The sequence below is a fragment of the Lentzea sp. HUAS TT2 genome (assembly GCF_051853195.1).
Taxonomy (GTDB): Bacteria; Actinomycetota; Actinomycetes; order Mycobacteriales; family Pseudonocardiaceae; genus Lentzea.
This window is the reverse complement of sequence record NZ_CP196667.1, coordinates 3,479,901-3,503,148: the sequence shown is the minus strand read 5'-3', so window position 1 is coordinate 3,503,148 and position 23,248 is coordinate 3,479,901. Positions and strand designations below refer to the sequence as shown.

Here is a 23,248-nt window from a genome sequence, read left to right as displayed (position 1 = left end):
ACGTTCATTGTTACTTGACGGGACGGCCTGGACGAACTCAGACGCGCGCTACGGCGAGCAAATAGCCCAGTGACGGCTGGATCGCGAGCGGCGAAAGGATTTCGTCGAGATACCGCCTCGCCTCGTCTCCGTGCGCCGCAACGAGTGCGTCGTAGTGCTTGCGAGCACCGATCTGCATGCGCGGCACGGTCTTGCGCGTCTCGTTGCTCAGATCCAGCAGCTCCACGACCCGCAAACCGGCTGACGCCAACAACTTCGGATACCCGGCGAACGTCGGCAGCTCGTCGATCTCGTACGTGGTCAGAATCGAGTCCAGCTGGTCGATCAGCCCCTCCGGCACGGGCCTGCGCTGCACGAAGTCCGACACCACGACGACACCGGATCGTTTGACCACGCGGGCCAGCTCCCGCAGCACCCCGGCCCTGCCTCCCAGGTGCGGCAACGTCTCCACGGCCCACGCCGCGTCGAACGTGTCGTCGGGGAACGGCATCGCGTGCGGATCGCCGTGCACGAACCGCACCTGGTCGTCCACGAACAGCGCCTCGGCACGGGTGTTGGCGCGCGCGACGTGTTCGGAGCTCGGCGAGACCGAGACGATGTCGGCGTGCGACGCCTCGGCCAGCCGGAACGCGGACGTGCCGACGCGGCGGCCCAGGTCCAGCACCCGCCAGCCGTGGCGGGCGCCGAGCCGGTCGATGTGCAGCGCGGTCATCCGTTCGGCGGCGATGCGGTTGGACGACTCGTCCTCTTCGGACGTCCAGAGACCGAAGTGCAGGTTGTGGTCCCAGATCGCGCGCATGACCTCGTGGTAGACGTCGGCCATCAGAAGAAGTCCGCGAGCCGGGGTGTGCCGGACGAGCCGGTGAGCTGGTCGAGCACCGCCGCTTCGGCCTGGTCGCCCTCCAGCAAACCCGCGCGCCACAACGCATGCGTGTTCCGCGCGCCGGAGAACCACGGGCCGAGCGCCCGCGCGTGCAGCCGCACCGCGCCCGTGCCGCCGGGTTCGACGCGCACCGTGCCGTCCTCGACGACGAGGCGCTGCGGGCCCGCGTGCCACGGCGCGTGGTCGTCGACGATCTCCAGGTCCACCGCGAGGTCGGGCAGGCGGGGCCAGCCGCGTGCGGCCACGGCGGCGGGCAGGTCGACGACGCGCTGCATCCACGTCGCGGTCCACACCGAGTAGCGCAACGGCGTGCCGGCCAGGAAGTCGAGCGTCGCCGGGTCGGTGACGCGCAGGTCGATCGCCTCCAGCGTGCCCGTCCACGACGCCAGGGAGGCGAGGAGGGTCAGCTGGGCCTCGACGTCGACGCCGATCAGGTCGTGGACCTTGAGCCTGCCCATGTCCCCGCCCGGTTCGCGCGTGGCCGTCAGGTAGCCGCGCAGGCCGTCCTGACCGGGCAGCACGCTCACCAGGTCCATCTCGAGCACCTTGCCGAGGTCGAACCTCGGCGGGCGGCGGTCCGCCATGCCGTCGATCGTCCGCGCCACCTGCAGGTAGCACTCGTGCAACGCGGGGAGATCGCTCTCCTCCGCCGGGCGCGACGCGATCCGCTCGGACGGCCTGGGAACCGAGAGCAGCCTGTCCATCGGCAGCTCGACCCACTCGAGGACACCGGTGCGTTCCCAGCCGCGGCCCCGGTACAGGGTCGGCACGGTCGCGTAGAGCACCGAGAGCGCCTGACCGTGCTCCCGCATGGTGCTCAACGAGGCGTCGAGCAACGCGTTCGCGATCCCGCGCCCGCGGTACGCCCCGTCGACGGCGACGCCGCCGATCCCACCCATGGGTACCGCGGCGCCGCCGTAGAACTGCGCGTACGAGCCGATGCCGAGCACACCCGCGACCCTGCCGTCGATCTCGGCGACCAGGCCGTGCGTTCCCGGTTTCAGCAACCGTTCCGGCCGCTGGGTCGAGTTGAACGCGAGCTTGCGAAGCCCGAACACGGCGTCGAGGTCGTCCTCGGTGTACTCACGGATGTGCACGGACAACTATCTACCAGGAAAAGAAGCCCTGACCTGTCTTCTTCCCCAGCTCGCCACCGGCGACTTTGTCCCGCAACAACCGCGGGGGCTCGAACCGCGGTCCCAGCTGTGCCGCGAGATGCTCCGCGATCGCCAGCCGCACGTCGAGCCCGACCAGGTCGGTGAGCTCCAGCGGACCCATTGGCCAGCGATAACCGAGTTTCATGCCGGTGTCGATGTCCGCCGCGGAGGCGACACCCTCCTCCAGCATGCGAATCGCTTCCATGCCAACGGCGACGCCCAGTCGAGACGTGGCGAAACCAGGGGAGTCCCGCACTTCGATCACGGTTTTTCCCAGTTGTTCCGCCCAGGTTCGCGCCTTGGCCACGTTCGCGGGGTCGACGCCCTCGTGGTGCACGAGCTCGACGAGCTGCTGCACCGGGACGGGGTTGAAGAAGTGCATGCCCAGCACGCGTTCGCCGGGCAGTCCCGCGGCGATCTCGGAGATCGACAGCGAGGACGTGTTGGAGGCCAGGACCGCCTGAGGGCACTTCTCGGCCGCGAGACCGAGGACCTTCTGCTTCAGCGGCACGTTCTCCGGCACGGCCTCGACGACCAGCTCGGCGTCCGCGGGCAGCTCACCCGTGCTCAGGTTCGCGAACACCGCCTCCGCGTCGGCGAGCTTGCCCTTCTCCTGCGCCTTGTCGAGCGACCGCTTGACGGCGAGCCTGCCCTGCTCGGCGCGTTCGGCGTCGGCCTCCGACAGCGTGACCTCGTGCCCGCCGGCCAGCAGCAGGTGCACGATGCCCGCGCCCATGGTGCCGCCGCCGATGACGACGGCCTTCACGACACGACCTCGGCGCTGAACATCGCGACCAGCTCCATCCCGCCGATCTCGCCCAGGTTGGCACCGGCCGAGGCCCACTCCGGCGTCTGCAGGGCCGCCTTGAACGACTCCTCGGACTCGAAGTACATCTCCGCGATCAGGTGCAGGTCGGTCTCACCGAGGAAGCCGGCGAAGACCACCCGCTGCACCCTGGCGACCTCCGCGCGCACGATGCCGGGAACCGAGTTCACGATCGGCAGGTGCGACTCGAAGTACTTCTGGTCGAAGCCCTCCGCGTCGGCGGGCTTCTTGTACAGCGCGATGTACTTGATCATGTGACACCATCCTCCTCGACTCGCCGAGCACTGTAACGCCCAGGGCACTCGCGGACCTGAGGCACGATGGTGAGGTGCGGATCATCCTGCTGCGCCACGGACAGAGCCTCGGCAACGTCGACGAGCTCGCCTACTGCCGCATCCCCGACCACGCCCTCCCGCTCACCCCGACCGGCGAGGACCAGGCGCGCGCCGCCGGTCCGACGATCAAGAACCTGATCGGCGACGACCAGGTCGCGGCCTACGTGTCGCCGTACAAGAGGACGAAGCGGACGTTCGAGCTGCTGGGCCTCGACGCCGAGCGGGTCGTCACCGAGCCGAGGGTGCGCGAGCAGGACTGGGGCAACCTGCAGGACCCGGTGCAGCAGGAGATGCTCAAGCACCAGCGGCACGCATTCGGGCACTTCTTCTTCCGGTTGCCCAACGGGGAGTCCGGCGCGGACGTGGACGACCGGGTGGCAGCGTTCCTCGACGGCCTGACCGTGCGGATGCACAAGGACGAGAACCACCCGAAGACCGTGCTGGTCGTGTCGCACGGACTGACGATCAGGTTGCTGTGCCGCAGGTTCTTCGACTGGAGCATCGACCTGTTCGAGTCACTGTCCAATCCGGACACCTGCGAGAACCGCGTGCTCGACCACGACGGCACCGGCTGGAGGCTGGACCGTCCCTTCGACCAGTGGCGCGACTCACCGGACGGGACGGTCCAGCACCCCGTCTAGAGCAGCCCGCGCTTGTAGGCCGCGACGAGACGGCGGGGAACGAGGAGCTCCTTGCCGTCCAGCGTCCGCACGCGCACCAGATCCGGCGCCGTGGCCTTCCACTGCGACCGGCGGTGCCGCGTGTTGGACCTGGACGTCTTGCGCTTGGGAACGGCCATCAGCGCTCTCGCTTTCCGTAGCGGCGGTTGAACTTCTCGACCCGGCCCGCGGTGTCGACGAGCCGTTGCGTGCCGGTCCAGAACGGGTGCGAGTCGGCGGTGATGTCGACGACGAGCAGCGGGTACGACCTGCCGTCCTCCCACTCGATCGTCCTCGTGGAGGTCGCGGTCGAGCGGGTCAGGAACGTCTTGCCCGTGGACGCGTCCTGGAAGACGACCGGGTGGTAGTCGGGGTGGATTCCTGGCTTCATACATCCAACTTTCGGATCGAGTCCACGAAGGACAGTTCGTCGTCGGTGAGCAGCGCTTCGGCGAACGCCGCGGTGATGGAGTCCGGCTCGCCCAGGGTGATCGCCACGATCTGAGTGGTCCTGCCCCCGCGCGGCCCGCCCTCACCGACGTGCATCCCGCAGCCCGCGGATTCCAGGTGCAGTGCGACGTCCGGCTCGTCCGCGACCCAGAGCCGGCCGCGCGAGCGCACGACCGTTCCGTCCAGCAACGAGTCGAGCGCCTCGTTCAGGCGCGCCGGGTGGAACGGCCGGTCCGCCGTGAAAACCGCCGTCGAGACACCGCATTCCGGCGTCAGGGGCACCAATCGCGGTCGTGCGCTCTTGCGCACGACCACCGTCTCGGGCGTGCAGCGGTGTGCGCCGGGAGCCAGCCGGTCGAGCACGGCGAGCGTGCGTTCGTCCGCATCTCCTTGCAGCACCAGCACATCCGCGGCCTCGGCCTGCGCGACGACCACCTGCGCCACCGTGCGCTGGTCGCTGACCATGGACGCGTCGCCCAAGGCGTCGTCCAGCCAGGTCGCCGCGTCGAGCACGGTGATCACGCACTCGACGTCGACGCCCAGATTGCGGCGCACCGCGTCGGGTTCCAGCAGCGGGTCCAGGTGCAGCACGACCGTGTGGCCCGCCAGACCTGAAAGCACCTCCCGCAGGTCCTCCCGCACGGTGCAGGACACGCAGCCGTGCAGCAGTTCCACCTCGGTCGCGATGCCGTCGACCCAGCGCCGCACGGACGTTTCCGCAGCTACGTGCCGCACGAGCACCGAACCGGGCCGGTCCCGCCACACCCGCACGGCGACGTCGTGGTCGACCAGCCCCGCCACCATAACGACAACGGTTTCCATGTGAGGTACCGTAGTTGAAAACGAATGTCGTTTCAAACAGAGAGGTCTCCCATGCGCTGCCAGCTGACCGGCCGTGAGCCGGGCTTCGGCAACCGCGTCTCGCACTCGCAACGCAAGACGCGACGCCGGTGGAACCCGAACATCCAGCAGAAGCGGTACTTCGTGCCGTCGCTGAACAGGTTCGTGACGCTGACGCTGTCCGCGAAGGGCATCAAGACCGTCGACAAGCTGGGCATCGAGGCCACCGTGGCCCGGCTCCGCGCACAAGGGGTGAAGGTCTGATGGCCAAGAGCACGGACATCCGGCCGATCATCAAGATGAGGTCGACCGCCGGCACCGGCTACACCTACGTGACCCGCAAGAACCGGCGCAACGACCCGGACCGGCTGGTGCTGCGCAAGTACGACCCGGTGGCGCGCAGGCACGTCGACTTCAAAGAGGAGCGCTGACGGTGGCGAAGAAGTCGAAGATCGCCGCGGACCAGCGCCGCCGCGAGGTCGTGGCTCGGTACGCGGAGCGGCGGGCCGAGCTCAAGGAGAAGCTGCGGAACCCGGAGACGCGCGCGGAAGCGTTGCAGGGCCTGCAGAAACTGCCGCGGGACGCGTCGCCGACCAGGTTGCGCAACCGGGACGTCGTGGACGGACGCCCACGTGCCTACAACCGGAAGTTCGGCCTGTCCCGCGTCCGGCTGAGGGAGATGGCCCACCGCGGCGAGCTTCCCGGTGTGTCGAAGGCGAGCTGGTGATGCGCGAGAAGAGGCCGCTCAAGCGCAGGGTGAACCTGCTCGCGAAGGAGGGCGTGACCGTCGTCGACTGGAAGGACGTCACGCTGCTGCGCAAGTTCCTGTCGGACCGGGGCAAGATCCGGTCCCGCCGCGTGACCGGCCTGACGCCGCAGCAGCAGCGTCAGGTCGCCACAGCGATCAAGAACGCACGGGAGATGGCCTTGTTGCCGTACCCGTCACAAACGCGATGACCCGCACCGCCGCGCTGGCCAGGAAGGCCAGCGCGGCGAGCTGCACCAGCAACGCGAGCGCCCAGGTCGTGTGTTCGTCGACCGTCAGATCGCCACGAACACCCACCAAGAAGGTCGCGTAGAGGCCCCAGCACTGCAGCGCGGCCAGACCGGCGCCGACGATGGTGGTCCGCAGCGAGACGATCACCACGACCGCGGCGAGCAGGATCAGGGCCAGCAGCGGCCAGGCACCGGTGAACGTGGCCACACCGACTCCCCCGCCGAATCCGAGCGCGGAGCCGTAACCACCTTTCATTCTTCGCATCCGATCGGTCTATCGCGTCAGGTGAGATCAGCGCCACCTCTCCAGCGTGAAGTTGGTGCTTTCGAGTGAGGCACCATCGCTCGAATGAACCTGTACGAAGTAGTCCACCGACGCAGGGACACGCGCGCCGAGTTCTCCGGCGAGGAAATCCCGTCCGACGTGCTGCGACGGGTGCTGACGGCCGCACACGCGGCCCCGAGCGTGGGCCTGTCCCAGCCGTGGGACTTCGTGCTGGTGCGCGACGAGTCGACCCGGCGCGCCTTCCGCGACCACGTCCAGGCCGAACGCAGTGTCTTCGCAGCTCAGCTGGATCATGAACGGGCGGAGACGTTCGCTCGTATCAAGGTCGAGGGCGTCATGGAGTCGACGCTGGGCATCGTGGTCACCTACGACCCCGACCGGGGCTCGCCGGCGGTGCTCGGCAGGCACGCGATCGCGGACGCGGGCCTGTACTCGGTGTGTCTGGCGATCCAGAACCTGTGGCTCGCCGCGACGGAAGAGGGACTCGGTGTTGGCTGGGTGAGCTTCTACCGAGAAGATGTGCTGCGCCGCCTGCTGGACATCCCCACAAGGGTCCGTCCGGTTGCGTGGCTGTGCGTGGGTCCGGTTCGATCACTGCCCGAAACGCCCGATCTGGAACGTCACGGTTGGCGCAACCGACTACCCCTTGATGACGTCCTGCACCACGATCGGTACGGGGCGCGACCGACCCGGTAGCCTGTGCGGGCCGCTCGGCGAGTCGGAACGGAGTCGATGAACGAGTGGAGCAGCGCGATCCGCTGGTAGCGGGCCAGATTCCGCGGTTGGACCTCGAGGTCCGCGCGTTGTACAACGCTGGCCGCGTGCCGGAGGCGAACAGCCTCTTCGACGAGGTCGTCACGAAGGTGTCCCCCGGAGCAGACCGCTGGGTGCGCTCAGCGGTGCTGGTCAACCGGGCGGTCATGGCGTGGCGCCTCGGCCGCATACCGCTGGCACTGGAACTGGCCGCCGAGGGGTGGACCGACCTCGACACCGACCGTTCCGACAGCCCGGCCGTGGCCCACACGATGGGCTCCCTCGGTTATCTGATGGAGGGCATCGGCAACCGGCGCGCGGCGCTGGACATGCTGCGGCTGTCCGTTCAGGTGGCGCGGCGGGCCGGCAACACCGACGTGCTGGCCCAGTGCCTGCAGCGTCTCGGTGGCTCGCTCAACTTCCGCGCCTGCTCGGGTTCTCCCGCGGCGGCGCCGGCGATCTTCGAGGAAGCCCTGGCGTACCTCGACGAGGGCCTCGGCATCGTGAAGGACGAGGGGCACCGGCGTGCGCTGCTCGGCGCGTGCGGGAGGTCCCTGGCCGGTGTCGGCCAGCTGGACAAGGCCGAGGAGATGGGCGAGGAGACCCTGCGGCTGTCGGTGGACGCCAACGACCTGTGGGGCATCTCGGTCGGCAACTGGGTTCTCGCCGTCGTGCGTCGCGAACAGGACGATCTCGACGAGGCGCGCACACTCGCGTCCCGTGCGGTGACCAACGCCGAACGCATCAACGACACGTCACTGCTGCTGCGGTTCTCCACTGAGCTTGCGGACATCTGCCACGCCCTGGGTGACGGGGAGGGTGAGGCCGCGGCGTTGCGCCGGTCGATGCAGGCCTCGCGCACGGCCACGGAGACGTTGCAGGAAGGCCTCGGCCAGGCGCTGGAGCAGCGCCGGGTGGCCGTTCAGGCACAACGGCTCGCGGTGGCGGCGCAGGAGGCCGCGGCGCGCGACCCGTTGACGGGCCTGGCAAACCGGCTGGGGCTGGAACGCGCGGCGGCGGCGTTGCTGGAGTCGACGGCGGCGCGCGGCAAGGTGCCGTGGCTGGTGCTGGTCGACGTGGACTGGTTCAAGAACGTCAACGACGACGCCGGGCATGCGACGGGCGACGCGGCGTTGCGCGAGATCGCCGGGTTGCTGCGGCGGGAATGCCGGTCGGACGACCTGGTGGCGCGCTGGGCCGGTGACGAGTTCGTGGTGCTGCTCGGCGACACGGGGCCGAACATGGACGTCGGCCCGAACGTGGCGGAGCGGATCCGCGCGGCCGTCGACGGGCACGACTGGACGATGGTGCTCGGCGCGGTCCGCCGCCCCACCGTCAGCATCGGTGTCGCGGCGGGACCGGCCAAGCTGGACCAGCTGTTCGCGGCCGCCGACATGGCGCTGTACCGAGCCAAGAGGCACGGCCGCAACAGAGTCGAGGTCGAGCCCTCGGTGGACGAGGTGCCCGAGATCGTGTCCGGGAACTGAGTTCCTGGACTTAGGGGCTCAGGCGATCAGTCCGCCGCGGTAGGCCACCAGTGCGGCCTGCACGCGGTTGACCGCGCCGATCTTGCCGAGCACGGACGAGACGTAACCCTTGACCGTCGCCTCCGACAGGTGCAGGGTGCCGCCGATCTCCGCGTTGGACATGCCCTGGCCGATCAGCACGAGCACCTCGCGCTCGCGTTCGGACAGGCTTTGCAGCAGCCTGCGAGCAGGCTCCGCCATTCGTTCACCGTCGGCCACGGCCGCGAGAACCCTGGCCGCGACACCGGGGTCGAGAACGGCTCCTCCGCGCGCGAGATCACGCACGGCTTTGACGAGCTGTTCGGGTTCGGTGTCCTTGAGGAGGAAGCCGGCCGCGCCGAGACGCAGGGCTTCCGAAACATATTCATCGACGTCGAACGTGGTCAGGATGCAGACCCTCGGTGGGTCCGGCAGGGTCCGCAGCCGTCGCAGGGCCACGAGTCCGTCCGAGGTGCGCATCCGGATGTCGAGCAGAACAACGTGCGGACGATGCTGGCGTGCCAGGTCGGCTACCAGATGTCCGTCATCGGCCTCAGCAACAACTTCGATGTCCCCGACGCTGCTCAGGATCATGCGAAGGCCGGAACGGACGAGGTCCTCGTCGTCGGCCAGCAGAACCTTGATCACGACGCCTCCCGCATTGGCGTTCCGTGCTCCCTCATGTTCGTGATCTTGGCGTACGCACGCCGAAGGTCACGTTAATTCTCAGTTATCTCATCATGTGGTTACAGATTTTCGAGATCACCGGCCGCGTTCACAGTTACCGGAATTGGCTCGTGACTTCGCTGCGTAGGCATGCCACCAGGGTTCAGGAGGGGGCGTCGGAACACTGAGTGACGAAACATCAAAATCCCACGAAGTGGAATGTCGTACCAGAAACACGGATACAGCCTCGGTAATCCGATTCAGATGTCTCGATTGGCAACGTTTCTGCCCATATGTGTTCTTGATGGGTTTCGGGATCGATACAGGCCGGTTGGTGCAGACCGGAAAACGCGAAGGTCTTTCGCAATAGCCTTACCGGAAAGTAACGTGCGTCACAACAGCCCTGCCCTGCACGGAGAGGAGCTTCGCTGCCATGCGGAGAGCCAATCCGGTGACGTCCCTGCTGGCGACTGCCGCCGTCACCGCCTCCCTTCTGATCGTCCCGTCAGCTCACGCCGAGGAGCCCCCGCGCGCGGCCGCGTTCGCCGCCGACGACTACTGCCTCGGCCAGTGCAACGACATCGTGCCGCCGGGCAACAACGGCAACGCGACACTGGCCGAGATCCTCACCCACAAGGCGTTCGGCACCAGGCCCGCGCATTCAGCCGACCAGCTCGGCAAGTACGACGCGTTGGTCAACGGCTACGGCGGCCTGACGAACAGCCAGCTGACCGACTTCTTCAACGACGCGTCGTTCGGCGTGCCGTCCGACCAGGTCGAGAGCACCCTGAAACCGCGCGCCGACGTGACGATCGTGCGGGACAAGAAGATCGGCATGCCGCACATCACCGGGACCACGCGGTCCGGCACGATGTTCGGCGCCGGCTTCGCGGCCGCCCAGGACCGCCTGTGGCTGATGGACATCTTCCGCCACCTCGGCCGCGGCCAGCTGACCGGTTTCGCCGGTGGCGCGCCGGGCAACCGCGTGCTGGAGCAGAGCTTCTTCAACCAGATCCCGTACACCGAGGCGGATCTGCAGAAGCAGATCGAGTCGGCCGCGGCGAACGGCGGGGAGCGCGGGCGGCAGGCGCTGGCCGACGTCAACGACTACACCTCGGGAATCAACGCATATTTGGCGCAGTCGGTTTCCGCGCGCAACTTCCCCGGTGAGTACGTGCTGACCGGGCACGCCGACGCGATCACGAACTGGAACGACATCCAGCCGTTCAAGTCGACCGACATGGTGGCGATCGCGTCCGTGGTCGGCGGCCTGTTCGGTGCCGGTGGCGGCGGCGAGGTGCAGTCGGCGCTGGTGAAGCTGGCCGCGCAGAACAAGTACGGCGCCGCTGCCGGTGAGCAGGTGTGGAAGGCGTTCCGGGCGCAGAACGACCCAGAGGCCGTCCTGACCCTCCACGACGGACAGTCGTTCCCGTACTCGGCCTCTCCCGCTTCCCCGCAGGGCGTGGCACTGCCCGACTCCGGCAGCATCACGCCGGAGCGGATGGTCTACGACGAGGTGGGCGGCACGGGCGCGTCCGTCGCCGTGCCCGCCGCCGCTGACGTGGCGAAGGCTCGCGGGATCTTCGAGGACGGCGTGCTGCCTGCCGACCTGCTGAACAAGAAGCACGGCATGTCGAACGCGCTGGCGGTCTCCGGTGCTCACACGGACACCGGGAACCCGATCGCCGTGTGGGGACCGCAGACCGGTTACTTCGCGCCGCAGCTGCTGTTGTTGCAGGAGCTCAACGGGCCCGGCATCCGTTCGCGCGGCGTCTCGTTCGCGGGGGTCTCGATGTACGTGCAGCTCGGCCGCGGTGTCGACTACTCGTGGAGCGCGACTTCCTCGGCGCAGGACATCATCGACACTTACGCCGTCGAGCTGTGCAACCCGGACGGTTCGCCTGCCACCAAGGCTTCTTCGTCGTACCTGTTCCACGGCGCGTGCCTGCCGATGGAACGGCTGGAGCGCAAGAACGCCTGGAAGCCGACCGTCGCGGACGGCACACCCGCCGGCTCGTACACGCTGGTGATGTACCGGACCAAGTACGGCCTGGTGACCAGCCGTGCAACTGTGGGTGGCAAAGTTGTGGCGTACACGACGTTGCGTTCGACCTACATGCACGAGGTCGACTCGATCATCGGCTTCCAGGAGCTCAACGACCCCGGCGCCATCCGTTCGGCCGCGGACTTCCAGCGCGCGGCCAACAAGATCGGCTACGCGTTCAACTGGTTCTACGTCGACTCCCGCGACTCCGCGTACTTCAACTCGGGCCTGAACCCGGTGCGCCGGTCCACAGTGGACCCGAACCTGCCGACCTGGGGCCGTGCCGAGTACGAGTGGGTGGACTGGAACGGCGACGAGAACGTTGCTGCCTACATGCCGTTCGCCGGGCATCCGAACTCGATCAACCAGGACTACTACGTGTCCTGGAACAACAAGCAGGCCAAGGACTTCACGTTCGGCGGGTTCGGCCACAGCGCCGTGCACCGCGGCGACCTGCTGGACGTGCGCGTGCGCGCCCTGATCGCCTCAGGCCAGAAGGTCACGCGCGCCGCTCTGACCAAGGCCATGGCCGAAGCCGCCGTGGCCGACCTGCGTGCCGAGCAGGTGCTGCCCGAGTTGCTGCGGGTGGTGGAGTCCGCACCGGTTGATCCGTCGCTGGCGCCCGTCGTGCAGAAGCTGAAGGACTGGCAGCGCTCCGGCTCGTTGCGCAAGGAGACCGCGAAGGGCAGCAAGACCTACAACCACGCGGAAGCCATCCGGATTCTCGATGCCTGGTGGCCCCTCCTGGTCGAGTCCCAGTTCAAGCCGGCGCTCGGCGACGACCTCTTCAACGCCCTGGTCGGCGCCCAGCAGGTCGACGAGGCCCCGTCCGACGCGCACGGTGCCGCGCCGCACAAGGGTTCCTCGTTCCAGTACGGCTGGTGGGGCTACGTGGACAAGGACCTGCGCAAGGTCCTCGGCGACCCGGTCCAGGGCGCGTTCCCGCAGACCTACTGCGGCGGCGGCACGTTGTCCGGCTGCCGCACGGCACTCGTGAACTCCTTGGTCTCGGCCGCGGCCAAGCCCGCGAACGCCGTCTACCCAGGTGACGCGGACTGCGCGGCAGGCGACCAGTGGTGCGCGGACACGATCATCCACCGCGCCATGGGCGGCATCACCCAGGACAAGATCCACTGGCAGAACCGCCCGACGTACCAGCAGGTCGTGCAGTTCCCGTCCCGCCGCGGCCAGAGCATCACCAACCTGGCAGCGGGCAGAACCGCCACCTCGTCGTCACACGAAACGGGCTGGAACACCCTCCCGCCGGCGAACGTGGTGGACGGCAACCCGTTGTCCCGCTGGGCCAGCGACTGGAACGACAACCAATGGATCCAGGTCGACCTTGGCTCAGTGCAACGGGTCGGTCGCGCGGTGTTGCGATGGGAGTCGGCCTACGGGAAGGGCTACCACATCCAAGTTTCCAATGACGGCAGCAACTGGCGGAACGTTTTCTCCACAAGTGCTGGCGATGGCGGCGATGATGTCGTAGCGTTCACCCCACAGGACGCGAGATACCTCCGGATGACGGGTACCCAACGGGCCGGTCAGTACGGATACTCCCTGTACGAGCTTGAGGTCTACGTTTCGTAGGCCTTCGAGATGAGGACGCCGATCCACCCCCAGGGGTCGGCGTCCTCTACTTATTTCAGGCCCTGAACAGGTAGTTCCTGATCTCGTCCCCGATGTTGTGCGTGGGCACCCACTCACCGCTGTGCCACGTGCTCATCCGGTACCCGCGCTCGGCGAGGAAGTCCGCGACGTCCTTGGCGTGGTAACCGAACCGCTCGACGTGCCGTTCCTCGATCTCCAGCAGGAACGCGGGCTTGAGCCGGTCGATCGTCTCCTTGGCCCCTTCGAGCACCCGCAGCTCGGCACCCTCGACGTCCGCCTTCACGAAGTCGAGCTTGGTGATCCCCTGCTCCTCGACGAAGTGGTCGAGCGTGTCCGTTTTGACCAGCACGTCCAGGTGCTGCTCGAACTCCTCGTTGGACCCGAGCCCGTTCGCCCCCGCAGTGAGGAACGACCGCCCGGTGACGGGACTCCCGTGCCGCACCGGCACGGACATGACCTCACGCCCCTGCTCGGTACCGAGGGCAACGGAGTGCCGCTTGATGTTCGCCCCTTCCCGCGGCCGCAGCACGTACGACAGGGCGGGGTGCGCGAACACGAGCGGCTCAAGGCTGTGCACAGTCCCTTGTGGACCGACCAGCCGCGACAAGGTGACCGTGTAGAGCCCCAGAGCAGCCCCCACGTCGACACAGACGTCCCCAGGCTTGACGACCTTGCCAAGCCCGAGCAACTCAGCCTCGGCATAGGGCGTGAGCCGGGCAAGCGCCCGCAACCCGGCAACAACAGCAGCACTGCGAAGTTGGGTCAACACCCGGACCAGCCTAGACGTGTCCGTTCAGGTGCTGCTCGCCCGCAGGCAACCCGATCTGGTCAGCGAACTCCGCCGCCACCCGCGACCCGCCGTAAACACTCAGCGCCTTGACCAGGTGCAGCCGCAGATCCCGCCGATGCGAGTCCTCGAGCTCAGGCATGGCCCGCTCCACACTGCTGACCAACGACTCGGCCCAGTGCGTCGCAGGCTCCCGCTGCGCGATCCGCACGAGCTCGGCGAGGTGATCGGCCAGCTTGACCGCCTCCTCGACCTGATACCCGTTGCGCTGCAACCACCAGATCGTCGCCGTACCGACGTCCGTCAACACCTCGTCGCGCAGGTACCGGATCTCGGCCCGTTCGACGTCCCGCTCAGCCAACTTGAACGTGGAGTTCCTGAGCAGCTCGATGTGCTTCTTGGCCATCTCCAGGTCGTCCTCGCCGACCGACACCTTCACCTGCTCGGCCCGAGCCCACACATGCGTGCCGGGCACCTGCCGTTCGGTGGCGAGCTCATCCCCCAACTGCACCTGCAGGGCAGCGTGATGCACCAGCATCGCCTTGCCGCTGATCTCCTTGGCCCGCTGCAGAACGTGATGAATGGCAGCACTCCGCGGCGAGTTGTGCCGCAGACCAGTGGCCAGATCGAGCCGCCACACCACCGTGAACCTCAGCTGGAAGTCCAGCCCGTACACCGCGCTCGGCAAGGGCGTCTCGAAGTCCTGCTGATGACTGCTGGCCGGCGGCACGAAGGTGATGTCCTCGGCTCGCTTGGGCACCCTCCTGCGCCACCAGGCCTTGAGGGAACCAAGCGGACCGGGACGGAAGTCGGGCCAAGGTCTGCTCACACGCCCTCCCTACCTGACGTTTGTGCCCAGCAGAAGGTGGCCTGCCTCACTTCCCTCCAACGGCCGCAGCCCCGGTTGCGCACTCCTCACGGTGTGTGAGCGAGGGCCTGGTCTGCGGCAGGTGGGGTGCTGGTCAAGTCGGTGGCGGTGTCCCGGTAGACTGCTGTCGCCAGCCCTAGTAGCTCAGGGGATAGAGCATCGGTTTCCTAAACCGTGTGTCGCAGGTTCGAATCCTGCCTGGGGCACCACCTTTCGCCGGGTGAAACTAAGGCCTCTGACCTGTGTACATCGGTCAGAGGCCTTAGTCTTCGCCGGCCATTGAAGACGATCTCCAGCCGCATTCGTGGCGCCGCGCGTGGTGCAACCAGGACCGCAGTCGCACAACCCCGACGGTGTGTCAGATCGCCTCCACCGCCCGACCCGGCCCGATAGAATCCCCGCCGCGCGATGACCAACGTCATGACCGCCTGCGGGGACCCTCCGCCAAGCCCACAAGCGATGCACACCTGGAGCAACGGCATGCCGGTCGATCGGTTCAAGTCCACCTGGGAGAACCTCGGGCGCGAAGACCCGCTGTGGGCGGTGCTCACCGATCCCGAGCGGCGGCACGGCGGGTGGGACGTCGACGAGTTCCTCGCCACCGGGGCCGGGCCCATCGCGTTGGTGCGCAAGCACGTCGACGCGGCCGGGTTGTCGTTCGGGGAACGGGTGATCGACCTCGGTTGTGGTGCTGGGCGGTTGGCCAACGCGCTTGCCGCGCATGTGCACGAGGTTGTGGGTGTTGACGTCGCGCAGTCGATGGTCGACGAGGCGAACCGGATCAACCGGCTTCCCGAGCGGATCAGCTTTGTCGTTTATGACGGGTTCCGGTTGCCCTTTGACGACGAGTCGTTCGACTCCGCGGTCACCCTGATCTCGCTTCAGCATTCGCCGCCGGCGCTTCAAGTGAACGCATTGCTGGAGCTGCAGCGCGTCGTGAAGCCTGGTGGGGTGCTGGTGGTGCAGTTGCCTTGCCGACCCAGCAAGCGCGAAGAGTTGACGGCCGACGGCATGCGGGCCGGGATCGAGTTGGTCGACGTGCCCGCGAAGATCGGTGCCGGGCAGGCTGTGACGGTGCGGGCTCGGGTCACCAACGTCAGCGGGCACACGTGGCCGTCCGGGCAGTTGATCCGGCTCGGTAACCACTGGCTCAAGGACGACGAGCCCGTGAGCTGGGACGACGGGCGTACTGACCTGCCGTTCGACCTCGCGCCTGGTGCTGCTGTCGAGTTGGACCTGGCGGTTGTCGCGCCTGAGGTGGCTGGGGAGTACCAGCTCGAGCTGGACGTCGTGCAGGAGGCTGTCACCTGGTGGGCCGCGGTGGGCAGTACGCCTACGCGGACCGAGGTGGTCGTGGTGCCCGAGGCCGTTGCCGTTGCGGCGCCCGCCGAGCAGCCGGAGATCGTCATCGCGGCACGGCAGGCGCCCCACGAGCGCAAGGACGGTGGCATCGAGATGTTCGGAGTGGACACGAACCTCGTGCGGTTGCTGTTCGCGCACTGTGGTTCCGAGGTCGTCACCATCGTGCCGGACAACATGGCCGGGGATGACTGGGAGAGCTTCACCTACGTGATTCGGCGCGGCGAGACGGTCTAAGCGCCTGACCGGACGTGGCTGATGTACGGCTCGTAGGCCGATAGGTCGCGGTGCGGTTCGTACGTGGAGAAGTAGTAGTAGTCGGCGACGATGTTGGCCTGTTGTTCGGTGTTGAAGTCGGAGAACTTCTTGCCGCGCAGGCCTTCCTCGCCGCCGTAGTTGTAGAGGCCCTTCACGAAGAAGCCCGCCATGGCGGTCGGCAGCAGGCTCAGGACGCTGCGGCCGTGCTGGTACTGGTAGGCGTGCGTCAGTTCGTGGACCAGCCAGCGCTCGTAGCGGGCCTGGTGTTGTGGCGTGGTCAGGACTCCCCTGGGGAACGTGACGAGTCTCGGCAGGGTGCGGGCCACGCCGAAGCTGCCCAGCAGGCCGCCTTCTGCCAGGGTCAGTGCGCTGATGTCCAGGGCGTCGCCGAACACCTCGCGGGCTATCGAGGTCTCGCGCGACTCCAGGTTGCGGCGGAACACTGCTCGGAACACCACGGTGGCTCCCTCCGAGGAATCGACGAGCTCATTCTGCAACGCCGGTGAACCGGTAGCGGATCTCCTTCAGCTCGGCCCCGCCGACGGTCTCGGTCTTGACCGTGCCGTCGGCGCGGAACCCGAGCCGCTCGTAGAACCGCCGGGCTCGCGGGTTCTCGTCGAACACCCACAGCACCACGTCCTGCTCGTCACCCAGAGCAGCGCGCGCCAGCTCGTACCCCAACGAGGTGCCCCACGCCGAGGGCAGCACGTAGATCGCGTACAGCTCGAACGCGGCATCGGGCTCACGAGAAGGTCCGACGGCGACGAACCCGGCGACCACGTCGTCGACGAGCCCCACCCACACGCCACCGCGCGGGATGCTCCGCTCCCACATCGACGTGCGCGCCGAAACGGAGAGCTCGTCCAGCACCGAGTCGGGGACGAGGCCGCGGTAGGCCGCCCGCCAGGTCTGGACGTGCACCGAAGCGACTGCGGGAGCGTCGGCGACTGTTGCGGGACGGACCGTCATGTCTTCCCCCGATGGCATGATCGAACGCATGCGGATCATCGTCGACGCGGACCCCGGCATCGATGATGCCCTCGCTTTGTACTACCTGCGCGCACAGCCGGAAACCGAAATAGTCGCCATCGGCACGGTCCACGGCAACGTGCCGGTGCAGCAGGCCACGGCCAACGCGTTGCGGCTCGTCGAACGCCTGAACCTCGACGTCCCGGTCGCCATGGGCGCGGCGAAACCGCTCGCACAGCCACTCATGACCGCGGAGAGCGTGCACGGGGAGGACGGGCTCGGCGGTCACGCGGGAGACGAGCCGAAGTCCAGTCACACCAAGGAAAGCGCTGCCGAGCAGCTCGCGAACCTGGCGCGGGAGAACCCGAAGCGGCTGAGCCTGCTCGCCATCGGGCCGCTCACCAACGTCGCGCTGGCCCTGCAGATCGAGCCACGGCTGCCGGACCTGCTCGACAAGGTCGTGGTGATGGGCGGCGCGCTCAACGTGCCCGGCAACATCACCTCCCACGCCGAGGCCAACTTCTGGCACGACCCGGAGGCGGCCGACCTGGTCCTCGGCGCCGGCTTCGAGGACCTCACGATCGTCGGCCTCGACGTCACGATGGAGGGCCACGCGCCGCAGGAGTGGCTCGACGCGCTGCCCGAGGACTGCTACCCGAAGCGGATCCTCGGTTTCTACGCCGACTTCTACGGCAGCTTCCTCGGCAAGAAGGGCTTCGTCCCGCACGACCCGCTGGCCGCCGCGATCCTGCTCGACCCCGCCCTCGCCACGTACCACGAGGACCGGTTCGCGATCGAGCTCACCGGCCGCTACACGCGCGGCAAGATCGTCGCGGACCAGCGGTTCCTCGCCCCGGAAAGCCCGTTCGGACGTGACATCGCCCCCGAACGCACGAAGGCCAGGTACGCCGTCACGGCCGACAACGCCACCTTCCTCGACCAGCTGAGGCGCGCTGTGACACAACCATGACAAACCATCGACGGGACCTGGACAAACGCCAGGGACCGTGGAAACCATGAACGTCCACTTGAAACGATGGCTCGTGGTCTCGGGGGCTGCGGTGGTCATCGCGGCGGGCGTCGTGGTCGGGGGGTCCTACTGGCGGCTCGAGAGCAATCTCAAGACCGTCGATCTCGCCAAGGAGATCACCCACCCCAGGCCTCCGTCGACGCCTGGCCGCCCCCTCAACATCCTCCTCGTCGGCAAGGACGACGGGCGGTCGGACACCGCCATGGTCGTGCAGCTGAACGCGAAGGGCGACCAGGCGCGCGTGGTCAGCATCCCGCGCGACACGATGGTGCCGAGGCCGCGCTGCGGGGCCAGCCCGCCGGCCGCGATCGCCATGTTCAACAGCGCCTTCTCCACGGGCGGCGCCGCATGCACGGTGGCGACCGTCGAGCAGATGAGCGGCATCCGGATCGACCACTTCGTGCAGATCGACTTCAACGGTTTCCGCGACGTCGTCGACCGGCTCGGCGGCATCGACGTCACGATGCCCGAGGCGATCGACGACGAGAAGAGCGGGCTGCACGTGCCGGCCGGGCCCACCAGGCTCGACGGGACCCAGGCGCTCGCATTCGTGCGGACCCGCTACAGCATCGGCGACGGCAGCGACCTGAACCGCATCAAGAACCAGCAGCTGTTCATGCGGGCGTTGAGCGAGAAAATCGCGAACGAGAACTGGCTCGCGAGTCCCGCGAAAACGCTCCAGCTCGCCGACATCCTCACGAAGTCCATCGTGACGGACACCGAAATCGGCTCGATTCCGAAACTGGCCGACCTCGCGGGCAAACTCACCGCGTTGAAACCGGACGCCATCACGTACGTGACGCTGCCGACCGAGAGCTACCTGCCCGATCCGAACCGGGTCCAGCCCAAGCAGCCGGAAGCGGACGCCCTCTGGCAGACAGCCTGACCTAGCAGGCCGCGCCCTGCCACTCACTCGGCACGGGCCACGGCTGAGGAGACCCCCGGAACTCCTCAGCCGTGGAAACTCTTCCCCAGTCAGCCACTGCCACTTTGACGGTCTCCCGGTCTCGTGAAGGACGTGGAGTCGAGGTTGTCAGACCACCTCGTTATGGTGGGCCTCTGACCACCTGTCCGGTGCGTGCGCCGCAGCTCAGGCGGTCGATCCACGTTTTCCGGACCGGACGAGGAGGCCCGCTTGGGACCCCGTGGCGTCTTCGCGGAGCGCTTCGCGCTGCTCTACGCGGAGGCAGGCGACCCTCCTCTGAAGCGAGTCACGGAGTCGGTCGCCCGTGCCCGCCGAACGGACGAGCAGGGCAGGCCGCTGCGGGTCCCGGCGCAGCGGGTCAGCGACTGGCGGCGCGGGCGCAACGTCCCCGCCAGGTTCAGCGGCCTGAGCGCGGTCCTCGAGGTCCTCGTCGGCGAGGCCCGCAAGCGCAGGCCCCAGCCGGCGATCGACGGCCTGTACGAGCTCGACGCGTGGCGCACCCTCTGGGAAGAGGCGCTCGCGAGCCCCGTCGCGGAGCCGGACACACCCCCTCAGGAAGACGACTCCGTCTGCCCGTACATGGGTCTGAGCGCATTCGGACCCCAGGACGCGAATTGGTTCTTCGGCCGGGAAAGAGCGACGAACGCACTTCTCGACAGGCTGAACGAAAACGGCATCACAATGCTCGTGGGCGCGTCCGGCGCCGGCAAGTCCAGTTTGATGAAAGCGGGCGTCCTCCCCCGGCTGGGCAAAGAGGCCGTCGTCATCTCGCCGGGCACCGACCCGCTCAAGGAACTAGCCCTCCAGGCGCCGGAACTGACCCACGCCCTGGAGGCGGCCGAGTCGGACGTGCTCACCGACATCGCGCGCGAGGTGCAGACGGCGGTCGGCGACCGGGTGGTGATCGTCGACCAGTTCGAGGAGGCGTTCACCCTCGGCGGTGACGAGAACCGGCTGCGGATCTTCGTGCAGGCCCTGCACGCGGCGGCGGGGAAGACGGCGGTCGTGCTCGGCGTCCGCGCCGACTTCTACGCGCGCTGCCTCGACTTCCCCGAGCTCGCCGAGGCCCTGCAGACCAGGCAGATGGTGCTCGGCGCGATGTCCGCGGCCGAGGTGCGCGACGCCGTGACGAGCCCGGCCAAGGCCGCCGGCCTGCAGCTGGAGGCCGGCCTGGTCGACCTGATGCTGCGGGACCTGGGCACGCACAACCGCCGCGGCAAGGACGCCTACGACGCCGGCGCGCTCCCCCTGCTCAGCCACGCGCTGCTGGTCACGTGGCAGCGCAGGCAGGCGGGGCGCCTCACGATCGCGGGCTACCGGGCGGCGGGCGGCATCCAGGGCGCCGTCGCCACCACCGCCGAACGCGCCTGGTCAGACCTCGACGAACCGGCGAGGGCCGCCGCCAAACAGCTGCTCCTGCGCCTGGTCAGGGTCGGCGACGACACGCAGGACACCCGCCGCCGCTCCAGCCGCCACAGCCTGCTGGAGGCTGCCGCGATCCTGCCCGCCACGGAACGCGCGCTCGAGGTCCTCACGCACGCACGCCTGATCACCACGGACGCCGACTCGGTGGAGATCACGCACGAGGCGTTGCTGCAGGCGTGGCCCCGGTTGCGCAGCTGGATCGACGAGGACCGCGCGGGCAACCTCACCCGGCAGCGGCTCGAGGAGGACGCGGCGACGTGGTCCACGCACGACCACGACTCGTCATTGCTCTACCGCGGCGCACGGCTGGAGGGCGTGCGGCAGCAGCAGGACGTCACCACGATCGCCAAGGAGTTCGTGCGCACGTCCGAGCGCCAGCACCGCAAGAGCGTCTGGCTGCGCAGGTCTGCGGTCGCACTGGTGGCGGTGTTCGCGCTGATCGCCGCGGGCGCGGCCGTGATCGCCGTGAACCAGCGCAACGACGCCCAGTTCCGCCAGGTCGTCGCCGAGGCCGACCGGCTGACCGGGAGCGATCCGTCGCTGTCGGCCCAGTTCCTGATGGTCGCGCACCGCATGCGTCCCGACGACCAGGGCGTCGTGGCGAAGCTGCTCTCCATCCAGCAGGTCCCGCTGGCCGTGCCGCTCGTCGGGCACACCGGCGCCATCTACCTGACGACGTTCAGCCCGGACGGCACGCTGCTCGCCACGGCCAGCTACGACCGCACCGCGCGGCTCTGGGACGTGAGGGATCGCAGTCGCCCCAAGGAGATCGCGGTCATCTCCGAGCACACGAACTGGCTGAGCTCCGCCGTGTTCAGCCCGGACGGCAAGATCCTCGCCACCACCGGCCAGGACGCGACGATCCGCCTCTGGGACGTGCGAGACCCGAGTTCCCCCCAGGCCCTCGAGACGATCCAGACCGGCAACGGCCCTTCGTACCTGCTGGAGTTCAGCCCGGACGGCACGCTGCTCGCGGCGGCGAACGAGGACGGCTCCGCGCGCCTGTGGGACGTCCGCGACCCGGCGAACACCAGGCCGTCCGGCGAGCCGTTGCGCGACCACGCGGCCGCGGTCCGCTCGCTCGCGTTCAGCCCGGACGGCAGGACGCTCGCCACGACCGGCGACGACCAGACGATCAGGCTGTGGGACGTCGCCACGCGGGCCAGGGTCGGCAAGCCGATGGAGGGCCACACGCTCGGCATCCACAGCGTGGCGTTCAGCGGCGACGGCAAGCTCCTCGCGAGCGGCGCCGACGACAAAACGGTGCGGCTGTGGGACCCGTCCACGCAGGAACCGGTCGGTCAGCCGCTCGTCGGGCACACCGGCCCGGTGTGGTCGGTGAAGTTCAGCCCGGACGGCCGTGTGCTCGCCTCCGGCGCGTCCGACGCCACCGCGCGGTTGTGGAGCCTCAGCGACCCGGAGGCGCCGAGTCCGCTGGGCCGCCCGCTGTCCGCGCGGGGAGCCGGCGTCTTCGCGGTCGGCTTCAGCCCGGACGGCGCCTCGCTCGCGACCGGTTCGCTGGAGAACGCGGTGAACCTCTGGTCGTTGCCGCGCGCGATGCTCCTCGGTCACTCCTCCCAGGTGACGACCCCGTCGTTCAGCCCGGACGGCAAGATCGTCGCGACCGGCTCCAGCGACAAGACCGTGCGCCTGTGGGACGTCACGGACCCACACCGCCCCCACCAGATCGGCCCGCCGCTGACCGGGCACGAACGCACGGTCAGCAGGCCGCGGTTCCGCCACGACGGCAAGGTCCTCGCCACCGCGGCCGGCGACAAAACAGTGCGGCTGTGGGACCTGTCCGATCCGCTGCACGTGAAACCGCTCGGCGAACCGATCGTGCTGACGAACCGCTTCTCGGCGTGGGCGGTGTTCCGCCCGGACGGTGAGGTGCTGCTGACCAGCAACACCGACGAGTCGGTGCGGTTGTGGGACGTCCACGACCCCTCGAAGCCGACCCCGCTGGGAGAACCGCTGACGGGCCACGACGCCTACGTCAACGACGCCGAGTTCAGCCCGGACGGCCGCACGGTCGCCACGGCGAGCAGCGACAAGACGACCCGGCTCTGGGACGTGAGCGACCCGAGCAGGCCACGGCAGCTCGGCGGGCCGATCGTGGACCCGCAGGTGGTGGGGCAGGCGATCTTCACCGCGGACGGCGGCACGCTCATCACCGCCGGGCAGAACAAGGTGATCCGGTTCTACGACATCCGCGACCGCGAGCACCCGGTGCTGATCAGCGAGCTGTCCGGGCACACGGGCACGATCAGCTCGCTCTCCATCAGCGCGGACGGCCGCACGCTCGTGAGCAGCAGCGCGGACAGGACGTTCCGCCTGTGGGACATCGGGAACCCGGCAGCGCCGTCCTACCTCGGCCAGCAGATCGCCGGCGACTGGGCGGCCGAACCGCTGGCCCAGTTCTCCCCGCAGGGCAAGGTGCTCGCGACCGGGAACGCGGACAGCGTCGTACGGCTGTGGGACCTCGACGTGGAGCACGAGATCGCCCGGATCTGCACGGCCACCCGCGGCGTGCTGACCCCGGCGCTGTGGCAGGAACGTCTGTCGCAGATGGACTTCCGGGATCCGTGCTGACCCTCACCGGGCAACTGCCTCACG

25 protein-coding genes and 1 tRNA gene are annotated in these 23,248 nt (G+C 68.4%); 13 read left to right on the top strand and 13 right to left on the bottom strand.

The genetic code is table 11. The annotated features are described in order from the left end of the window. Positions 1 to 37 precede the first annotated feature (37 nt). From ACSHWB_RS17675 to ACSHWB_RS17660, 4 genes are read right to left on the bottom strand one after another with little or no spacing between them, the layout of a single operon-like run. A complete protein-coding gene (locus ACSHWB_RS17675; protein ID WP_439663105.1) occupies positions 38 to 823 on the bottom strand; it encodes an SAM-dependent methyltransferase in 786 nt (261 codons plus the stop codon). After that, positions 823 to 1,980: a GNAT family N-acetyltransferase gene (locus ACSHWB_RS17670; RefSeq protein ID WP_439663104.1), complete on the bottom strand. Its 1,158-nt coding sequence runs from the start codon at positions 1,978 to 1,980 to the stop codon at positions 823 to 825. Before ACSHWB_RS17670 ends, ACSHWB_RS17675 begins: the two co-directional genes overlap by 1 nt. Before the next feature lie 10 nt (positions 1,981 to 1,990). Then, entirely contained in the window at positions 1,991 to 2,806 is an 816-nt protein-coding gene (locus ACSHWB_RS17665) for a 3-hydroxyacyl-CoA dehydrogenase family protein (RefSeq protein WP_439663103.1), read from the bottom strand. Next, on the bottom strand, positions 2,803 to 3,120 hold the full coding sequence (locus tag ACSHWB_RS17660; protein WP_439663102.1) for an EthD family reductase: 318 nt from the start codon (positions 3,118 to 3,120) through the stop codon (positions 2,803 to 2,805). Before ACSHWB_RS17660 ends, ACSHWB_RS17665 begins: the two co-directional genes overlap by 4 nt. Before the next feature lie 74 nt (positions 3,121 to 3,194). Here ACSHWB_RS17660 and ACSHWB_RS17655 point away from each other — a divergent pair, with 74 nt between their 5' ends. After that, entirely contained in the window at positions 3,195 to 3,842 is a 648-nt protein-coding gene (locus ACSHWB_RS17655; protein ID WP_439663101.1) for a histidine phosphatase family protein, read from the top strand. Here ACSHWB_RS17655 and rpmF read toward each other — a convergent pair. From rpmF to ACSHWB_RS17640, 3 genes are read right to left on the bottom strand one after another with little or no spacing between them, the layout of a single operon-like run. Then, positions 3,839 to 4,000 carry a 50S ribosomal protein L32 gene (gene rpmF, locus ACSHWB_RS17650; protein WP_071812574.1) on the bottom strand — a complete coding sequence of 54 codons (162 nt, stop codon included), beginning with the start codon at positions 3,998 to 4,000 and terminating at the stop codon, positions 3,839 to 3,841. The genes ACSHWB_RS17655 and rpmF overlap by 4 nt on opposite strands. After that, positions 4,000 to 4,251, bottom strand: coding sequence for a type B 50S ribosomal protein L31 (locus tag ACSHWB_RS17645; protein WP_439663100.1), 252 nt, complete (start codon positions 4,249 to 4,251; stop codon positions 4,000 to 4,002). Before ACSHWB_RS17645 ends, rpmF begins: the two co-directional genes overlap by 1 nt. Then, a complete protein-coding gene (locus tag ACSHWB_RS17640; RefSeq protein WP_439663099.1) occupies positions 4,248 to 5,132 on the bottom strand; it encodes a GTP-binding protein in 885 nt (294 codons plus the stop codon). The genes ACSHWB_RS17645 and ACSHWB_RS17640 overlap by 4 nt, the downstream gene beginning before the upstream one ends. 51 nt (positions 5,133 to 5,183) lie before the next feature. Between ACSHWB_RS17640 and rpmB the strand changes: the two genes are divergently transcribed. The 4 genes from rpmB to rpsR are packed head-to-tail and all read left to right on the top strand — an operon-like array spanning position 5,184 to position 6,107. Then, positions 5,184 to 5,414 (top strand): 50S ribosomal protein L28, encoded by a 231-nt coding sequence (gene rpmB, locus ACSHWB_RS17635; protein WP_439663098.1) that lies wholly within the window; start codon positions 5,184 to 5,186, stop codon positions 5,412 to 5,414. Next, on the top strand, positions 5,414 to 5,581 hold the full coding sequence (gene rpmG, locus ACSHWB_RS17630) for a 50S ribosomal protein L33 (RefSeq protein ID WP_330271177.1): 168 nt from the start codon (positions 5,414 to 5,416) through the stop codon (positions 5,579 to 5,581). Before rpmB ends, rpmG begins: the two co-directional genes overlap by 1 nt. A 2-nt stretch (positions 5,582 to 5,583) precedes the next feature. After that, the gene (rpsN, locus tag ACSHWB_RS17625) at positions 5,584 to 5,877 is read left to right on the top strand and encodes a 30S ribosomal protein S14 (RefSeq protein WP_439663097.1); all 294 of its coding nucleotides are present in this window, start codon (positions 5,584 to 5,586) and stop codon (positions 5,875 to 5,877) included. Further along, positions 5,877 to 6,107 (top strand): 30S ribosomal protein S18, encoded by a 231-nt coding sequence (gene rpsR / locus ACSHWB_RS17620; protein WP_439663096.1) that lies wholly within the window; start codon positions 5,877 to 5,879, stop codon positions 6,105 to 6,107. Before rpsN ends, rpsR begins: the two co-directional genes overlap by 1 nt. Here rpsR and ACSHWB_RS17615 read toward each other — a convergent pair. Next, positions 6,055 to 6,411, bottom strand: coding sequence for a hypothetical protein (locus ACSHWB_RS17615; RefSeq protein WP_439663095.1), 357 nt, complete (start codon positions 6,409 to 6,411; stop codon positions 6,055 to 6,057). The genes rpsR and ACSHWB_RS17615 overlap by 53 nt on opposite strands. A gap of 84 nt (positions 6,412 to 6,495) precedes the next feature. Here ACSHWB_RS17615 and bluB point away from each other — a divergent pair, with 84 nt between their 5' ends. Together bluB and ACSHWB_RS17605 are read left to right on the top strand one after the other, a co-directional pair. Continuing rightward, positions 6,496 to 7,128, top strand: coding sequence for a 5,6-dimethylbenzimidazole synthase (bluB, locus tag ACSHWB_RS17610; protein WP_439663094.1), 633 nt, complete (start codon positions 6,496 to 6,498; stop codon positions 7,126 to 7,128). A gap of 44 nt (positions 7,129 to 7,172) precedes the next feature. Beyond that, positions 7,173 to 8,672, top strand: coding sequence for a diguanylate cyclase (locus ACSHWB_RS17605; protein ID WP_439663093.1), 1,500 nt, complete (start codon positions 7,173 to 7,175; stop codon positions 8,670 to 8,672). 18 nt (positions 8,673 to 8,690) lie between these two features. On the opposite strand, the gene ACSHWB_RS17600 is transcribed toward ACSHWB_RS17605, so the two are convergent. Next, the gene (locus ACSHWB_RS17600) at positions 8,691 to 9,338 is read right to left on the bottom strand and encodes a response regulator (protein WP_030481367.1); all 648 of its coding nucleotides are present in this window, start codon (positions 9,336 to 9,338) and stop codon (positions 8,691 to 8,693) included. A gap of 451 nt (positions 9,339 to 9,789) precedes the next feature. On the opposite strand from ACSHWB_RS17600, the gene ACSHWB_RS17595 reads away from it, so the two are divergent. Next, positions 9,790 to 12,990 (top strand): penicillin acylase family protein, encoded by a 3,201-nt coding sequence (locus ACSHWB_RS17595; protein ID WP_439663092.1) that lies wholly within the window; start codon positions 9,790 to 9,792, stop codon positions 12,988 to 12,990. A 55-nt stretch (positions 12,991 to 13,045) separates the two neighbouring features. Here the strand turns inward: ACSHWB_RS17595 and ACSHWB_RS17590 are convergent, their stop codons facing one another. Further along, positions 13,046 to 13,780, bottom strand: a complete 735-nt coding sequence (locus ACSHWB_RS17590) for an FkbM family methyltransferase (protein WP_439663091.1) — start codon at positions 13,778 to 13,780, stop codon at positions 13,046 to 13,048. Positions 13,781 to 13,790: 10 nt separating this feature from the next. Next, entirely contained in the window at positions 13,791 to 14,627 is an 837-nt protein-coding gene (locus tag ACSHWB_RS17585; RefSeq protein ID WP_439663090.1) for a hypothetical protein, read from the bottom strand. Between the two features lie 172 nt (positions 14,628 to 14,799). Between ACSHWB_RS17585 and ACSHWB_RS17580 the strand changes: the two genes are divergently transcribed. Both ACSHWB_RS17580 and ACSHWB_RS17575 read left to right on the top strand, forming a co-directional pair. Next, a tRNA-Arg gene (locus ACSHWB_RS17580) sits at positions 14,800 to 14,875 on the top strand. Between the two features lie 271 nt (positions 14,876 to 15,146). Then, a complete protein-coding gene (locus tag ACSHWB_RS17575; RefSeq protein WP_439663089.1) occupies positions 15,147 to 16,262 on the top strand; it encodes a methyltransferase domain-containing protein in 1,116 nt (371 codons plus the stop codon). Here ACSHWB_RS17575 and ACSHWB_RS17570 read toward each other — a convergent pair. Both ACSHWB_RS17570 and ACSHWB_RS17565 read right to left on the bottom strand, forming a co-directional pair. Continuing rightward, positions 16,259 to 16,741, bottom strand: coding sequence for a hypothetical protein (locus tag ACSHWB_RS17570; protein ID WP_439663088.1), 483 nt, complete (start codon positions 16,739 to 16,741; stop codon positions 16,259 to 16,261). The genes ACSHWB_RS17575 and ACSHWB_RS17570 overlap by 4 nt on opposite strands. 28 nt (positions 16,742 to 16,769) lie before the next feature. Continuing rightward, on the bottom strand, positions 16,770 to 17,282 hold the full coding sequence (locus ACSHWB_RS17565) for a GNAT family N-acetyltransferase (protein ID WP_439663087.1): 513 nt from the start codon (positions 17,280 to 17,282) through the stop codon (positions 16,770 to 16,772). Between ACSHWB_RS17565 and ACSHWB_RS17560 the strand changes: the two genes are divergently transcribed. The 3 genes from ACSHWB_RS17560 (at position 17,281) to ACSHWB_RS17550 (ending at position 23,224) form a co-directional block, all read left to right on the top strand. Continuing rightward, positions 17,281 to 18,222, top strand: coding sequence for a nucleoside hydrolase (locus ACSHWB_RS17560; RefSeq protein ID WP_439663086.1), 942 nt, complete (start codon positions 17,281 to 17,283; stop codon positions 18,220 to 18,222). The genes ACSHWB_RS17565 and ACSHWB_RS17560 overlap by 2 nt on opposite strands. Positions 18,223 to 18,268: 46 nt before the next feature. Further along, complete coding sequence (locus ACSHWB_RS17555; RefSeq protein WP_439663085.1) at positions 18,269 to 19,168, top strand: LCP family protein; 900 nt, start codon at positions 18,269 to 18,271, stop codon at positions 19,166 to 19,168. Between the two features lie 249 nt (positions 19,169 to 19,417). Beyond that, positions 19,418 to 23,224, top strand: a complete 3,807-nt coding sequence (locus ACSHWB_RS17550; RefSeq protein WP_439663084.1) for an nSTAND1 domain-containing NTPase — start codon at positions 19,418 to 19,420, stop codon at positions 23,222 to 23,224. Positions 23,225 to 23,248: the final 24 nt, after the last annotated feature.

What these genes read in the sequence shown, in the direction of transcription:
- ACSHWB_RS17660 (WP_439663102.1), bottom strand. Translation starts at nt 3,120, where the DNA reads ATGATCAAGTACATCGCGCTGTACAAGAAGCCCGCCGACGCGGAGGGC.
- ACSHWB_RS17560 (WP_439663086.1), top strand. Translation starts at nt 17,281, where the DNA reads ATGCGGATCATCGTCGACGCGGACCCCGGCATCGATGATGCCCTCGCT.
- ACSHWB_RS17565 (WP_439663087.1), bottom strand. Translation starts at nt 17,282, where the DNA reads ATGCGTTCGATCATGCCATCGGGGGAAGACATGACGGTCCGTCCCGCA.
- ACSHWB_RS17555 (WP_439663085.1), top strand. Translation starts at nt 18,269, where the DNA reads ATGAACGTCCACTTGAAACGATGGCTCGTGGTCTCGGGGGCTGCGGTG.
- ACSHWB_RS17575 (WP_439663089.1), top strand. Translation starts at nt 15,147, where the DNA reads ATGCCGGTCGATCGGTTCAAGTCCACCTGGGAGAACCTCGGGCGCGAA.
- rpmG (WP_330271177.1), top strand. Translation starts at nt 5,414, where the DNA reads ATGGCCAAGAGCACGGACATCCGGCCGATCATCAAGATGAGGTCGACC.
- ACSHWB_RS17675 (WP_439663105.1), bottom strand. Translation starts at nt 823, where the DNA reads ATGGCCGACGTCTACCACGAGGTCATGCGCGCGATCTGGGACCACAAC.
- rpmF (WP_071812574.1), bottom strand. Translation starts at nt 4,000, where the DNA reads ATGGCCGTTCCCAAGCGCAAGACGTCCAGGTCCAACACGCGGCACCGC.
- bluB (WP_439663094.1), top strand. Translation starts at nt 6,496, where the DNA reads ATGAACCTGTACGAAGTAGTCCACCGACGCAGGGACACGCGCGCCGAG.
- rpsR (WP_439663096.1), top strand. Translation starts at nt 5,877, where the DNA reads ATGCGCGAGAAGAGGCCGCTCAAGCGCAGGGTGAACCTGCTCGCGAAG.
- ACSHWB_RS17595 (WP_439663092.1), top strand. Translation starts at nt 9,790, where the DNA reads ATGCGGAGAGCCAATCCGGTGACGTCCCTGCTGGCGACTGCCGCCGTC.
- rpmB (WP_439663098.1), top strand. Translation starts at nt 5,184, where the DNA reads ATGCGCTGCCAGCTGACCGGCCGTGAGCCGGGCTTCGGCAACCGCGTC.
- ACSHWB_RS17645 (WP_439663100.1), bottom strand. Translation starts at nt 4,251, where the DNA reads ATGAAGCCAGGAATCCACCCCGACTACCACCCGGTCGTCTTCCAGGAC.
- ACSHWB_RS17640 (WP_439663099.1), bottom strand. Translation starts at nt 5,132, where the DNA reads ATGGAAACCGTTGTCGTTATGGTGGCGGGGCTGGTCGACCACGACGTC.
- ACSHWB_RS17615 (WP_439663095.1), bottom strand. Translation starts at nt 6,411, where the DNA reads ATGCGAAGAATGAAAGGTGGTTACGGCTCCGCGCTCGGATTCGGCGGG.